Below are 15,078 nucleotides of genomic sequence, written 5' to 3'. Positions count from 1 at the left end.
GATGTCGAGTTCCTACTGAATAGGAATGTCACGACGCGGCGGCTTTGCCTCCGCGCTGCGCGGCACCTGCACCGTCAGGACACCGTTGGCGAAGGAGGCCGATATTTCCTCCGCGCGGGCATCCGCCGGCAAGTCCAGCACGCGGCGGAAGCTGCCATAGGAACGCTCGACCCGACTGAAGTGGTCCTCCTCGGTGCGACTTTCCTGACGCTTTTCCCCCTCGATCACCAGACGATGGTCGTCCAGGGCCAGCTTGATGTCCTTCTCCTCGACACCGGGCACCTCGATACTGATCAGGTACTCGGACTCGCGCTCGGCAATATCGAGCTGTGGCCTCAACAGGCCTGGCATGTCACCAAAACGGCTTTCCAGTGACGGCATGCCGAATTGGCGCATGACATTGTCCATCCAGCGATCCAGTTCCTGATGCATGCCCAGCAGCGGCGTGATTTCGCCTCTACGGGGCTCGGTCAAGGATGAGGGTGCCGGCGCATCGGCACGCTCGCTCTTGAACCAGTTCCAGGGAGTAAACTTTTGCAGATTCATACGCCACCTCCTGTTCGATCGTCTCGATTCGTGACGCACATCGAAATAACCCATTGCCATCAGGTATGGGCCCCTAGGCATGTATCAATCTGGTGGCGCGGGGAAATTGTTCAAGTGCGATCGAACACCACTTTGACCTGAGTCAGTCAATGACGAAATACGGCCGCATGCCAGTGGCGATCGCTCAGTCCTTGGCGGCAGATAAGATCAATCGCGGAAATTATCGAACTGCAAAGCGAGGTCCGGGCCGCCTTCTCCTCTCAGCAGTGCCATGACCTGCTGCAAGTCGTCACGCTTCTTGCCGGTGACGCGAACCTTGTCGCCCTGGATTTGCGCCTGGACCTTGAGCTTGCTGTCCTTGATGCGCTTGACGATGTCCTTGGCTTCCTTCTGCTCCAGCCCCTGCTTCAGAATGATCTGCTGGCGAGCCCGGACACCGGAAAGCTCGGGAGCCTGCGGATCCATGCAGCGAGCGTCGATGCCCCGGGCAATGAGTCGATTGCGCAGCACGTCGAGCATCTGCGTGAGCTGGAAATCGACCTCGGCTTCGAGCTGGACGGTGTCGCCATTGAGCTCGAGACTCGCCGTGACGCCCTTGAAGTCGAAGCGGCTCTGGATTTCACGATTGGCCTGATCCACGGCGTTGCTGGCTTCATGTTTGTCGAATTCGGAGACGATGTCGAAGGAGGGCATGACGCTATCCTGTCTGTCCATTGATGGTGAACTGATTCTATCAGTCCACTGGTCCGCCTGCCTGCCCAGCCATGGCCTCGGCAGCAGGCGCCAGCGGCTTCGTCATTTGCCAGCCGGCACAGCCATCCTCGTAGTAATCGTCCAGCCAGCGTTCGAGGCGAAACCCCATTCGACGATAGAGCCCCAGTGCGATCCGGTTGTCGGCACGCACCTCCAGGCCCAGAACCTCGGCCCCTCGGCTACGTGCCTCGGCTTCCAGCGCTTCGAGCAATCGGCGCCCCAGGCCGCTTCCCCTGGCGTCGGGATGTACGCAGAAGGAGTAGAGCCGAACGCGCCGGCTGCCACGACGCAACAGCAGCGTGCCATAGCCCAGCAACCGTGCCTCACCGCCGTCGGACGCCGCGCACTCGACCACCAGGGTCAAGGCGTGCGCGCGGTTGAGCAGGTGCCAGAGCTGGCGGCGGCTGAAGTGGTCGCTGGTAAAGGCCAGTTGCTCCAGGCGAAAAAGGGAAGCCAGGTCACGGGTACTGGCCTGGCGCAGGGTCACGGTCATTGCGTGCCTCGAAGAGTCGGGCTTGTCATCATGGCCGAAATCGCTGTCAGCGGCCGGAAGCGTGAAATCATTTCACCCGCCGCCTCGCTTGTCGATGACATGGCGCAAGGGCATGCTGTTGATGTCGGCAGCCGCCCTGTGGAGCGGGTCAAACGCCTTCGCCTGCGTGACTTGCCTCCGGAAGAACAGGATATCTTCGCCAGGGAGACTCGCCGAGTTCGACGCCCCGTTCATTCGTGAAACCACGGCACTGGATCACCACACCTACCGCATGGCACGTCTGGCCGAGCACGCGGGCTGGTCGTGAGTGACACGTCCAGGGATATCCTGCGCTGCACCAACAAGAATCAACCCTTTAAAAACAATCATGTAAATAACAACTAACCGGCAACGTCTCCATTTGACGACACTTCAAGCACTTGATCTACAAGTCTCTCCTCACACTTGGCCGCAGGCGTCGCTTAATGGCGACGCGTCGAGGCGGCAGAATGACCTTCCCTCATGTTCCCCCCCATTCAGAACGCCGTTTTATAACTTCTTGGCCAAGTTGGCGCAAAAGTTGCTTCTTGGCTAGGGCGTAAGGACATGTTCCCGGCTCTGCTTCGTCATGGTTCGTCGGCACGCCGACAGGTGACGTCATTGGGAAAGCAGGGGCCAACCAGCAAGGAGCAACGACATGAGGATTACCATCTTCGGTTCTGGCTATGTGGGACTCGTGACCGGCGCCTGTCTGGCCGATGTCGGTCATGACGTGATCTGTGTCGACGTGGACGTCGACAAGGTCGCCCGTCTGAATGCCGGTGAAGTCCCTATCTACGAACCCGGCCTCGAGAGCCTGATCGGCAAGAACCAGGCCGCGGGGCGGCTGCGCTTCACGACGGACTCCGCCGAGGGTGTCGATTTCGGCCTGCTTCAGTTCATCGCGGTAGGCACCCCTTCAGACGAGGATGGCAGCGCCGACCTGACCCATGTGCTCAAGGTGGCTGAAACCATCGGCAATAACATGAACGACTACAGGATCATCGTCGACAAGTCGACCGTGCCGGTAGGAACCGCCAGCAAGGTGGGGCGTGCCGTCGCGGCATCATTGGAAAAGCGCGGTCGGTCGATGGCGTTCGATGTCTGCTCCAATCCCGAATTCCTCAAGGAAGGAGCCGCGCTCGAAGACTTTTCCCGAGGCTCGCGAATCGTGGTCGGGACGGATTCTGAGCGCGTCAAGAAGGCCATGATGGAGTGCTATGGCCCCTACAACCGTCAGCGCGACAAGATGCTGTTCATGGGCATCCGCAGTGCCGAGCTGACCAAGTACGCGGCCAATGCCATGCTGGCCACCAAGATCAGCTTCATCAATGAAGTGGCCAACCTGGCCGAGCGCCTGGGCGCCGACGTTGAAGAGGTTCGCCACGGTATCGGCTCCGATCCCCGGATCGGCTACAGTTTCATCTATCCCGGCTGCGGCTATGGTGGCTCCTGCTTTCCCAAGGACGTCAAGGCGTTGGCCCATACCGCCGAAGAGGCGGGACATCCCGCCGAAATGATCAAGGCCGTGGAGCGTGTCAACAGCCGGCAGAAGGGCAAGCTGTTCGAGAAGCTATGCCAGGCCTTCGATGGCCAGCTCGCCGACAAGACCATCGCCTTATGGGGTCTGGCCTTCAAGCCCAACACCGACGACATGCGTGAGGCCCCCAGCCGGACGTTGATGGAAGCCCTCTGGAAGGCTGGCGCCCGCGTCCAGGCCTTCGATCCCGAGGCGGCCAGCGAGTGCCACCGGATCTATGGCGAACGCGATGACCTCGTCCTCGCCGACAACCGCGACGAGGCACTGGAAGGCGCTCACGCGCTGGTCATCTGCACCGAGTGGAAGGCCTTCCGTACCATCGATTTCGACCAACTGTACAAGACACTGCTCGAACCGGTGGTGATCGACGGCCGCAACCTCTTTTCCCCGGAAACCGTCAAGGCTGCCGGGCTCAGCTATTACGCCATTGGCCGTGGTGACTCGGTACGGCCAGTACTGGCCTGAGGAGTCGACATGTCCCGTGCTCCTCGAGATCCTACCGTTGCCAGTTGGGTATCGGAATGTACCACCCTGGCGCTGGGCCTGGCCCTGTTGATCGTGGTGTTCAGTCAGCTGCCATCGGATGTCTTCACCCCGGAGTCACAGAGCTTCTTCTTCGTCATCGGGGGTATCGCCGTCTGGCGCTACTCGTGGTGGCTGATACAAGCCGTTCGCTCGGTCTGGTACAACCGCCACGTTTTCCCTCGGCTGCGAGCCGAGGCGGATACGGTGGACGAAATCGTGCGTCCACCCGAGCTCTTCGTGCTCTGCACGTCCTATCGCATCGAGGCCGAAATCAACTTTCAGGTCTACGACGCCATGGTTCGGGAGGTCGCCGACTACGGAGTGCCCACCACCATCTTCGCCTCGATATCGGATCGCACCGACGTGGATGTCATCACCCATGTCATGGATGAGCATGACTGGCCGGAGAACATCGAGATCCGCTACATGTTCCAGAAGGGGGATGGCAAGCGCTCCGCCATGGCCGAGGTGCTGCGAGCAATCTCACGCCGCCTGCCGGCCCCGGGGGCATTGCTGATCTCGATGGATGGCGATATCCGCCTCGAGCCCGGCACGCTGCCACGCTCGCTCTCCTTCTTCCAGGCCCAGGCAGACCTTGGGGCCTTGACCACCAACAATCGCGCCGAGGTCACCGGTGACGATGCCACATGCGAGTGGTATGACCTGCGCTACGCCCAGCGGCACCTGATGATGAGCTCCATGTCGGTGTCCAGGAGACTACTGGTACTCACGGGACGCTACAGCGTCTTTCGTGCCGACCTGGCAACTCAGCCGGATTTCATCGAACTCATCGAAAGCGACCATGTCGATCATTGGCGATTCGGCCATTTCACGTTCCTTTCGGGTGATGACAAGTCATCCTGGTTCTGGCTGCTGAAGAATGGCTGGCGAATGCTCTACCTGCCCGATGTCCATGTCACGGGGTTCGAGGAGCTGCCGGACAGGCGACGCTTCTTCGCCTCGACCACCGACCTGATGCGCCGCTGGTACGGCAACATGCTGCGTACCAGCAATCGGGCCATCGCCCTGGGGCCACGCCCCATGGGGATGTTCACCTGGTGGAGCCTGGTGGACCAGCGCCTTTCCATGTGGACCACGCTGGTCGGGCCAACGGTGGTAACGCTGGTATCGCTATTCGTCAGGCCATCCTTCCTCTTCGCCTACGTCCTCTGGATCATCTTCACCCGTGGCATCGCCACGCTGATTCTGGCGTGGCAGAGAGGTCGCTACAGCCTGCTGTGGATCCCGCTGATCTATTACAACCAGGTATGGGGCGCGATGCTCAAGACCTATGTCAGCTTCCGCTTCAACCGCCAGAAATGGTCGCGCCAGGGCATCTCCGCCGGGGAGCCCGGCAACCCGGTGGCAGCCCGACGCCAGCGGCGCATGGGCCACGTGCTTCACGGCTTCGCCTACGGCGTACTGCTTTTCGCCCTGACGCTTACCACTGGCGTACTGCAACCACCGGACCGAATCTCGCTCTCCATTGCGCGGGACAACGGCTGGGGCAACTCGCAGCAGGAATACGTCGACCGCTGGCTCTACCTGGCCCTTGTCGACACCCCTGACGGTGGCACGGTGCAGCTCCCCGCCGGCACCTTCCGCCTGGATGGCACCTTGCTCGATGCCTGGGATAAGGGCCCGCGGGCAAGAGCGGACCTGGTCAGCGGCGCCGTCGGCAACGCCACCACGACTCTGGCGCTGGTACCCGATCTTGCAGCACGGCTGCGGGGGCCGGACGGAGAACCCGTCGAAGGCAGGGTGCATTGCACCACCGATGCAAGCTGCAGCCTGGCGCTGCATGAACATGATCTGACTCTCGTCAACATACGTCTGAGGCTCGAACCCCTTGCCGCAACTGACGTGGCAACGGTTGGACCCTAACGCAAGGAGCGACCAACGGATGGCTGACCACTACTCAAGCGACGATCAAGAACGTCATGAACCCACCCTGGGGCATACTCCCCCACGAGGCGGTGTCCCGGAATCCGAGAGCGGCGGCCAGGAGCATGCGCGCCTGACCAAAGGCGACCGAGTGCAGCACGAGCGTCGCGACGAGCGAGGCTATATCCGTGTCGCACTCCCATTCCGTGTCCGGCTGGATGACGGCAGCACCTTGCCCGGCTCCGATGTTTCGCTTGGTGGCTTCTCGGCCCAGAGCGAACGCGGCTTTCAGCCCGGCGAGAAGGTATCGGCTTCGCTCCTGCTGATGGCTGGCCCGACCGAGCTGATCGTTCCGCTGAAGGCCGAATGCCTCCGGGTCGGCTCCGCCGCCCCCAACGGGGGTGGTCAGCGGGCCAGCTTCGAAATCATCGATATCGAGCCGCCTCATCGCGAGCTGCTGCGTCAGGTCATACGCAGCGCACTTAGCGGTCGTTCACCCGATATCGAAGGCCTGATGGCGGGTGAAGACCCCCAGACACCGCACAAGCGCCAGATCGAGCCGGGCAAGCCGCGCGCCCCCGCCCGGCCACCCAAGCCGATGGGACGCTACATCATCCTGTTCCTGGCCATCGGGCTGCTGGTGCTGGTGGGTGCCGCGACCGCCTATCGCAACTTCATGCTTATCGAACCGAGCTTTGCCGCCGTTACCGCACCCCGTATCGACATCCGTGCCCCCGGGCCCGGCATCCTGGCCGAACACGAGCTCCAGGCCGGTGATCGGGTCGAACGGGACCAACTGCTCACCAATGTCGAGAACAGCGATCTGGAGTCCGACCTGATCCTTGCCGATGCCGCACTGAACTACAACAACCGGCTGATCGAGAACCTTCAGGAACACATGGAAGCCGGTAACCAGGAGGTCAGCCTGGCCAACTCCGCCCAGCCGGCCAGCGGCGATACCATGACCTTCGAATCGGTGTCGCCGGAGATCGCCCAGGCCCGGATCGAGCAGTTCGAAACGGTGCGGGACTACGAGAACTCGCGCATTACCGCCCTGGAGGCAAGAAAGGCAAGCAACAATATCTATAGCCCCTGTGACTGTCTCGTGGCCTGGGCCCTGAGCAGTGCCGATGGCACCTATATCAACGAGAGCGAGCGGATCATGACCCTGATCCGTACCGGCGATGACGACGTCATGGTGGAAGCGCTGGTTCACATGAACGATATCAATCGTATCGAACCCAACCAGCAAGCCTACATCACCCTGGCCAACAGCTCCGAGCCGATTCGCGCCCGGGTTCGCAATGTAGCGCTTGACGTGGAACGCCAGCCCCGTGCCGGCTTCCCCAATTGGGTGCGACAACAGCAGAACGTCGCCAGCGTCCTGCTGGTTCCCGAGGAAACGCTGCCGGCCGAAAGCGTCGGCCAGCCGGTGGATGTCCGATTCACCGAAGCACCGCTGCTGGGTGCCGCTTCCGAGCGCATCTGGCAGGGAGTACGCACGGTGATTCAGTTCGGTGACAACATCTATCGCGCCGCCCTGGAGGAAAACGATGACGACACCGATGAAGGGTAAGGGGCCCTGTACCGCAGGCGATCCGCAGTGCCATGACAGCGCGGCCCAACCGCAAGGAGCCAGCATGCCTCTGGACAACGTTCTCTACGCAAGACATCGCAAGGCCGGCGGCCTGTTGACGGCCCTGGCCCTGCTGACCGTCGGACCGGCCCTCGCCGAGGATGTCGACGAAGCCTCCGTGGGAGTGCCACAGGTCGAGGCCTGTTCCCAGCGTTATGTACAGGTCGATACGCCAAGGCCCGCCCAGGCAGGCAACGGCCACGAGTCGATCCGTGAAGGCTTCGACACCCACCGCCACTGGGGCACCGAGGAGAATGTACAGCGCCTCGGTGCCGAGCATACCGACCTTGACGAACCCGGCCTGCGGGTCCATTACCCGGCTGGTACCTCGTCCCCGAGCGATGAACCGCTCGGCGGAGCCGGCTTCTATGCCGATCCGAAAGCCCTGGCTGGGGCGGAACGAGCCTGTCTCAGCTACCAGGTGCGCTTCGCCCCCGATTTCGACTTCGTCAAGGGCGGCAAGCTGCCCGGCCTTTATGGCGGTGATGCCCCAAGCGGCGGTGAAGCCGTGGACGGCGAGAACGGCTTCTCGCTGCGCCTGATGTGGCGCGAAATGGGCGAGGGGGAGCTCTACCCCTATGTGGTGGGTCACGAAGGCGTATCGGTGGGTCGCGGGTCCTGGCATTTCCCGGTGGGGCGATGGGTGAGCGTCGAACAGGAGGTCATACTCAACGACCCGGGACGGGACAATGGCATCGCCCGCCTGTGGATCGACGGTCGTCCGGTGCTCGAACACCGCGACATCACCTATCGCACCACGCCGGAATCGACCATCGACGGCCTGATGTTCTCGACCTTCTTCGGTGGAACCGGCAAGGAGTGGCAAACCCCACGAGACCAGTTTGTCGACTTCGCGGCCTTTCGCTTCTACACCCCGTGAAGCCACATCATTTGAGTATCAAAGGAGTGATACCGACCATGACACAGCGCCTGCGAAGCCGTCCGCCGCGCCAACTGCTGCACCTGGCTCTACCCCTGGCCCTGGCCGGAGCGTGGGCAGGCGCCAGTGCCGATCCCGATACCCTCTCTCGTGAACAGCGGCAAGGCATAGATCTTTCGGGCTATACGGTCACGAACCCCGATGCCGGCTATTTCGACGTCGAAGAGCGCAAGGAACTTCTCGGCAATACCGACAACTCCATCCTGCTGCAACAGAAGGATGAGCTGGCCCAAGGACCGAGCTGCAGGCAGCTGCTGAATTACGAACCCATCACGACCCGGGGGCGCATCCCCGGTTACTACCCCTCTCCCGAGGAGTGGGAAGTCGCCACCGAGCCGCTCTTTCTCTTCGAGGACACTGTCTCGATGCTGGCGGGCTCCTTCGTTTCCACCAGCGACCCCTACTATGCCGAATGCCTGGTGAACTATCTGGACCATTGGGCAGAGGCCGGCGCACTCACCACTTTCCGTTACGAATCCATGGAACCGCAGGCCTGGTTTGCCAGCGAGTCGATGCTGTTTGCCGCCGCCATGGCCTACTCCACCGTCCGCCCTTATATCGAAGGCATGGAAGAGGAGCGTGAACAGGTCGAACTCTGGCTTCGCGGGCTCGCCCTGCAGCACTCGGCGATACCCGGCGAACCCGAAGAGAGCTGCTGCAACAACCACTTCTACCGTCGCGCGCTCTACGCCAGCATGATCGGCATACTCACCGAAGACGAAGACCTGTTTCGCTTCGGGGTCAGTGCCATCTACTCCGCCCTGCACGACATGACCGAAGAGGGGGCGCTGCCGCTGGAAGTGCGGCGGGGTCGCCGTGCCATCCACTACCAGAATTACGCCCTGCTCTACCTGGTGACCAACATGGAGGTCATTTCCCGCCAGGGCTACGACATCTTCGATCTGGAGTACGAGGGGAGCACCATTCATGATGCCGTCGACTATCTCTTCACGATTCTCGACGACCCGGCGGCGCTGGGGGACCACGCCCCTCTCGAGCAGTACATGGGCTTTCTCAAGGACCCGCAATACTTTACCTGGATGGACATCTACCAGCGCCGTTTCGACCATCCGCGCATGGCCAGCCTGGTGTCCCGGCTACGTCCGCTCTACAACCGCAGCGCGGGGGGCTACGTGACGTTCTATCTCATGCAGCCCGATGCCCAACAGCACGTCGTGCTGGACGATGATCGGAGCCGGACCGAGGCCTTCTACGGCCTTGGCGACTAGGGAACACGGTCATTGCGACCCGATATCAAGGCGGATAACCATGAAAACGATCACCTACCGAAACCGAATCGCACCGCCGCTGCGGCTGGCCGCAGCGGCCATCCTCGTGGCATGGTTGGCAGGCTGTGCCATTACCGACGAGCCCCCCGGCGGTGGCCATGCCCGCGCCATTCCGGCGGAATACGAGGCCTGGTTCGACGGCGGCCTCGAAGTACCGATGGACGGTTACGACTGGGACCGGGTCAATGCCGCCCAGGACTCCCTTGCCGCCGGGCGCCACGAGGAAGCCATCGAAGAGTTCCAGTCCCTCATGGAGCGCGGCTTTCCGTCCGCCTATTACGAAATGGCGAAGCTGTACGAGCGTGGCCTGGGTGTCGAACGGGACCAGGCCGAGGCTGCCCGCCTGTATGGCAAAGCCATTGAACGCCCTTCCCCAATCCATGGCCATGCGTCATTGAACCTTGCCGGCCTCTACCGCACTGGAGCCGGAGTCGAGCGCAACGACGTTCTCGCCTATTACCTGCTGTGGCAGGCGATGGAGGCCGACCTCGACCGCGACGCGGAAGTCCGGTTGGCCGCGCTGCTTGCCGAAGGAGGAGACGGGGTGGAAGCCGACCCGGACCTGGCCTACCAGCTCTATGCCCGGGCCGCCGGGCGTGAGCAGGAACATGCGCTCAAGGGGCTGGCAGAGGCCTACGCACCCGGGGGATGGCTGGAAGAGGATCCGGCCCGCTCCATGGATTATTCCCAGCGCTACGCGGACGTGCTGGAAAAGCAGGCCAGCCAGGGCGAGACGAACGCCATGCTCCAGCTCGCCAGGCTTTACGAACCAGGCGGCCTGCTCGGCGACCAGCCCGATCAGCGGGTACATTGGCTGCAGCAGGCCGCCGACGCAGGGGACCTGGACGCGCTGGCCCGGGCGGGTAACGCCATGCTCGATACCGGCGAATACCAGCAGGGTGTCGAACTCCTGGAGCAGGCCGCCAACCAGGGCAACGTCGACGCCATGGCCCATCTGGGTCATGCCCTGCTGGAGCCCGAGACGGGTAGCCCACAGCCGGTGCGTGCCGAACGCTGGCTACGTGAAGCTGTGGAAGCCGGGTCGCTCGATGCCGCCGTCATGCTGGGGCGTGCCCTGGTGGAAGGCCAGGGCGGTCTCAATGATCTGCCGCGGGGCATCGGCCTGCTCGAACAGGCCGCCGAGCAGGACCATCCCTTGGCCCTGGCACAGTTGGGGGCACTCTATCTCGACGACGAACGCATCGCCGGTCAACCTTATATAGCCGTCGATTACCTGGAGCGGGGGCATGAGCAGGGCCACCCCTGGGCCACTCAGCAGCTCGGCCAGGCCTATCTGGAAGGCCGCGGTGTTTCCCCTGACGGCTCCCGGGGGGAGGCACTGCTGCAGGAAGCCGCCGACAGGGGACAGGAGGGAGCGCTGCGGCTGTTGGGACAAGCCCATCTCGAAGGCGAGACCCTCCCGCGGGATCTGACTCGAGGCGAAGAGCTGCTCCAGGCGGCCGCCCAGGCCGGCGACACGACGGCAATGACCCAGCTTGGTGAAGCCTATCTGGAAGGCCCGCTGGACAGTCGGGACCCTTCCCGGGGTCATGATCTGCTGGTGGAAGCGGCCAACCAGGGCGATGGCTACGCCATGGTGGTCCTCGGCAGGGCCTATCGCCATGGCAACGGGGTCGAACAGGACCTGGATCAAGCGACCCGATGGCTGAACCGTGCCCAGGAGACCGGTCATGAAGCCGCCGACGATGCCCTCACCTACGTTCAACGTGACCGTGGCGCCCAGGGCGATATCAATGCCTTGATTTCCGCAGCCGAGGACGGTCATCCCGGCGCCATGGCCGATCTGGGCCGGGCCTTCATGGATGGGCGTGGTGTCCAGCAGGACCATCAGCATGCAAGGGCCTGGCTGGAACGTGCCGCCGATGCGGGCCATGCCGGAGCACGGGCAGATTTCGGGGAACTGCTGCTCGAAACCGACCCCGAGCGCGGCATCCAGATGCTTCAGACCGCCGCCGACGGCGGTCATGAGGCCGCACGGCTGAGGCTGGGTCGAGCCTACCTCAACGGTGACCACGTGGAGGCCGACCCTGAACAAGGCGTCGCCTATCTGCGCCAGGCGGCCGACACCGGCAATCCACATGCGGCACAGTGGCTCGGCCAGGCCTACCTGACCGGCAACGGCGTCGAATCCGACCCGGACCAGGCCGCGGAGTGGCTGAACCGCGCCGTGGAGAGCGGCAGTCTCTCGGCCCGAGCCAATCTCGGCCGCATCCTGCTGCGCGGCGAGAACGGCATGCCCCAGGATATCGAACGGGGACAAGCGCTGTTACAGGAGGCTGCCGACCAGAATCACCCCGGTGCCCAAGCCACCCTGGGGCGCGAATATCTCCGCGGCGAGTTGCTCGAACAGGATCCCCGGCGCGGGGCGGATTATCTCCTTCAGTCGGCCGAACAGGGGCACGGCTCCGCTCGGCTTGCCCTGGCCGAGGCCTACCTCTCGGCACATGGTCTCGAGACGGCCAATCGTGACCAGGCCCTGCTGTGGCTGGATGACGTGATGGAAGGCGACAGCGACCTGGCCCTTGAAACACTCCATGACCTGCTGTCGGAAGCGATCGCGGAATCCGAGTGATCAGGCCGTTCACCGCGCAGATCGCGAAAGGCCGGCAACCCAGTGCCGGCCTTTCGTATAACGGGAGTTCATGAAACCTGGGGTTGTCGTCATCCAGGCGAACTGGTGCGTTGCTCAGTCGTCGAAAGGATTGCGCAGCACGATGGTCTCGTTGCGGTCCGGTCCGGTGGATATGATATCGATGGAGGTCCCCACCTTCTCTTCCAGGTAGCTGATATAGGAGCGCGCATTGGCCGGCAGATCCTCGACCCGCTTGACGCCCAGGGTCGATTCGCTCCAGCCGGGCAGGTCTTCATAGACTGGCTCGAGGGCCTCGTAGCCTTCGGAATCCACTGGTGTATCGAGTACCTTGCCATCCTTGCTGCGATAGCCGACACAGACGCGGATGTTCTCCAGGCCATCGAGCACGTCCAGCTTGGTCAGGCAGATGCCGGAAACGGAGTTGATCTGAACCGCATGACGCAGGGCCACGGCATCGAACCAGCCACAGCGGCGAGGACGACCGGTGGTGGCACCGAATTCATGGCCACGCTCGGCCAGATGACGTCCATGCTCGTCGAACAGCTCGGTGGGGAAAGGGCCTGAGCCGACACGGGTGGTATAGGCCTTGGTGATCCCCAGCACGTAGTCCAGGTAGAGCGGTCCGACACCCGAACCCGTGGCGGTGCCACCGGCAGTGGTGTTGGAGCTGGTGACGAAGGGATAGGTGCCATGATCGATATCCAGCAGTGATCCCTGGGCCCCCTCGAACAGGATATTCTCGTTGGCACGACGCAGCTCATGGACCAGGCCGACGGTGTCGCAGACCATGGGGCGCAGCTCCTCGACCATTTCCATGGCCTCGTCGAGAACCATCTGGAAGTCGACCGGTTTCTCGCCGTGATAGTTGACCAGCACGAAGTTGTGGTAATCCAGCACCTCGCCGAGCTTGGAGGCGAAGCGCTCCCGATGGAGCATGTCGCCGAGACGCAGGCCGCGACGTGCTACCTTGTCCTCGTAGGCGGGACCGATACCGCGGCCGGTGGTACCGATCTTGGCGACACCACGCGCTTTCTCGCGGGCCAGGTCGAGACGAGCGTGATACGGCAGGATCAGCGGACAGGCAGGCGACAGGCGCAAGCGCTCGCGTACCGGCACCCCTTTCGCTTCCAGTTCACGAATCTCCTTGATCAGCGCCTCGGGAGACAGAACCACCCCGTTGCCGATGATGCAGATCTTGTCCCTGCGCAGGACGCCGGAGGGAATCAGGTGCAGTACGGTCTTCTCACCGTCGATGACCAGCGTATGACCTGCATTGTGTCCGCCCTGGAAACGCACCACCGCCGAAGCGGATTCGGTAAGCAGGTCGACGACCTTGCCCTTGCCTTCGTCTCCCCACTGTGTGCCCAGTACGACTACGTTCTTGCCCATGGTGATTTCATCTCTCGTGTCGGCGCCGCTCAGGTGCGCGTCCATGATCCGGCCCTTGGGCCGCGTTCGGTGGCCGGCTCGCACCGCCGGCTATGTCATCTCTAGAGCGTCACGGCCTGCCAGTGGCCGTCCGTCAATACCAGTCGGCGACTGCAGCGATGCGCCTCGGGAGCCGTGGCCTGTCCAGGCAGCGCCTGCACGACCCGCATGCCTTGCTCTCGCAAGGCGGCAATGGCCTCACCGACCCCAGCCCCATCCGCGGGAGCCCAGATCCCGTCACAAGCCGGCTCGCTTTGGACCAGGGTGGCCAACAGCTTGAGATCCATGGAAAAGCCGGTCGCCGGGCGGGCGCGACCAAAGGCCCGGCCGGTGTCGTCATAGCGTCCGCCCTTGGCCAATGCCTGACCATAGCCGGGTACGAAAGCGGCAAACATCATGCCCGTGTGGTACTGGTAGCCCCGCAGTTCCGCCAGGTCGACATAGGGCTCGACCTCGGGATGCGCCTCCAGCACCCCGCGGTACAGGGCCCGCAACTGGGCCAGGGCCTCGGCTACCGCAGCCGGTGCACCGGCGAAGGCGTCGCGAGCCGCGTCCAGAACCTCGGGGCCACCATGCAAGTCGCCCAGCGCCATGAACATCTCTGCCAGTGCCGCGTCACTGACGCTGGCTTCGATCTGCTCTGCCAATGCGCCTGGCGACTTGAGCTCCAACGCAGCGAATAACGCCCGCTCCTGGTCACTATCGAGGGCTGCCGCCTGGACCAGGCTGCGATAGATGCCGATATGACCGAGTGCCAGGTGCAGTTCATCAGCTCCCGCCACCTTGAGGCTGGTCAGTGCCAGGCGCAGGATCTCCAGATCGGCCTCGAGGCCGGCATGGCCGAACAGCTCCACACCGACCTGGACCGGGCTGCGGCCGCCCTGAGGCTGATCGGCCTTGGCACGCAGCACGTTGGTGCAGTAACAGAGTCTGGCCGGGCCCCGGTGGCGCATCGAGTGGGCATCCATGCGCGCCACCTGCGGCGTGACGTCGGCACTCACGCCCATCAGCCGCCCTGTCGACTGATCGGTCAACTTGAAGGTCTGCAGATCCAGGTCCGTGCCGGTCCCCGTCAACAGCGAGTCGAGGAACTCCACCGGCGGCGGCATCACCTGGTCATAGCCCCAGCAGTGATAAAGATCGAGCAGTGCCCGGCGCAGCTCTTCCATGCGGCTCGCCTGGGGCGGCAGCACCTCGTCCATGCCGTCGGGCAGCAGCCAGCGGTCAGCAATGGTCATGTTGTCAATCCTGCAAGGCGATAAGGGTCGGGCGAATAACGTTCGTTCGATGCCGCCGGAAAATGCCCACAAAAAAACCGGGCCACGCCCGGTTCAAGGATTCTATCACGTTTGACGACGGGTTGAACCCCACCGCAAGCCAGATGCGACCTAATGAAAGGACGATGGGGGGCA

At 63.0% G+C, this 15,078-nt stretch carries 12 protein-coding genes; 7 read left to right on the top strand and 5 right to left on the bottom strand.

The window, feature by feature from the left end:
* Window positions 1-12: 12 nt before the first annotated feature.
* The 3 genes from C1H69_RS16160 to C1H69_RS16150 form a co-directional block, all read right to left on the bottom strand.
* A complete protein-coding gene (locus C1H69_RS16160) occupies window positions 13-546 on the bottom strand; it encodes an Hsp20/alpha crystallin family protein (protein ID WP_102654405.1) in 534 nt (177 codons plus the stop codon).
* A 207-nt stretch (window positions 547-753) separates the two neighbouring features.
* On the bottom strand, window positions 754-1,239 hold the full coding sequence (locus C1H69_RS16155; protein ID WP_102654404.1) for a YajQ family cyclic di-GMP-binding protein: 486 nt from the start codon (window positions 1,237-1,239) through the stop codon (window positions 754-756).
* 40 nt (window positions 1,240-1,279) lie between these two features.
* Entirely contained in the window at window positions 1,280-1,792 is a 513-nt protein-coding gene (locus C1H69_RS16150; RefSeq protein WP_102654403.1) for a GNAT family N-acetyltransferase, read from the bottom strand.
* A 61-nt stretch (window positions 1,793-1,853) separates the two neighbouring features.
* On the opposite strand from C1H69_RS16150, the gene C1H69_RS23640 reads away from it, so the two are divergent.
* From C1H69_RS23640 to C1H69_RS16120, 7 genes are all read left to right on the top strand, one after another.
* Entirely contained in the window at window positions 1,854-2,099 is a 246-nt protein-coding gene (locus C1H69_RS23640) for a hypothetical protein (RefSeq protein WP_165789505.1), read from the top strand.
* A gap of 369 nt (window positions 2,100-2,468) precedes the next feature.
* Entirely contained in the window at window positions 2,469-3,815 is a 1,347-nt protein-coding gene (locus C1H69_RS16145) for a UDP-glucose dehydrogenase family protein (RefSeq protein ID WP_102654402.1), read from the top strand.
* Window positions 3,816-3,824: 9 nt separating this feature from the next.
* Window positions 3,825-5,759, top strand: a complete 1,935-nt coding sequence (locus tag C1H69_RS16140; RefSeq protein WP_102654401.1) for a glycosyltransferase — start codon at window positions 3,825-3,827, stop codon at window positions 5,757-5,759.
* A gap of 19 nt (window positions 5,760-5,778) precedes the next feature.
* Entirely contained in the window at window positions 5,779-7,335 is a 1,557-nt protein-coding gene (locus C1H69_RS16135; protein WP_102654400.1) for a PilZ domain-containing protein, read from the top strand.
* A 64-nt stretch (window positions 7,336-7,399) separates the two neighbouring features.
* A complete protein-coding gene (locus C1H69_RS16130; protein ID WP_240609970.1) occupies window positions 7,400-8,275 on the top strand; it encodes a polysaccharide lyase in 876 nt (291 codons plus the stop codon).
* 38 nt (window positions 8,276-8,313) lie between these two features.
* Window positions 8,314-9,564, top strand: coding sequence for an alginate lyase family protein (locus C1H69_RS16125; protein WP_102654399.1), 1,251 nt, complete (start codon window positions 8,314-8,316; stop codon window positions 9,562-9,564).
* 40 nt (window positions 9,565-9,604) lie between these two features.
* Window positions 9,605-12,217, top strand: a complete 2,613-nt coding sequence (locus C1H69_RS16120) for a tetratricopeptide repeat protein (protein WP_102654398.1) — start codon at window positions 9,605-9,607, stop codon at window positions 12,215-12,217.
* 114 nt (window positions 12,218-12,331) lie between these two features.
* Here the strand turns inward: C1H69_RS16120 and C1H69_RS16115 are convergent, their stop codons facing one another.
* A complete protein-coding gene (locus tag C1H69_RS16115) occupies window positions 12,332-13,627 on the bottom strand; it encodes an adenylosuccinate synthase (RefSeq protein ID WP_102654481.1) in 1,296 nt (431 codons plus the stop codon).
* Window positions 13,628-13,728: 101 nt separating this feature from the next.
* Window positions 13,729-14,904: an ATP phosphoribosyltransferase regulatory subunit gene (locus C1H69_RS16110; RefSeq protein ID WP_102654397.1), complete on the bottom strand. Its 1,176-nt coding sequence runs from the start codon at window positions 14,902-14,904 to the stop codon at window positions 13,729-13,731.
* Between the last annotated feature and the right edge of the window lie 174 nt (window positions 14,905-15,078).

Origin of the sequence: Billgrantia endophytica, assembly GCF_002879615.1 — a bacterium.
GTDB lineage: Bacteria > Pseudomonadota > Gammaproteobacteria > Pseudomonadales > Halomonadaceae > Halomonas > Halomonas endophytica.
Note: the sequence above shows the minus strand (reverse complement) of the source record. Positions and strands in the feature narration are given on the sequence as shown.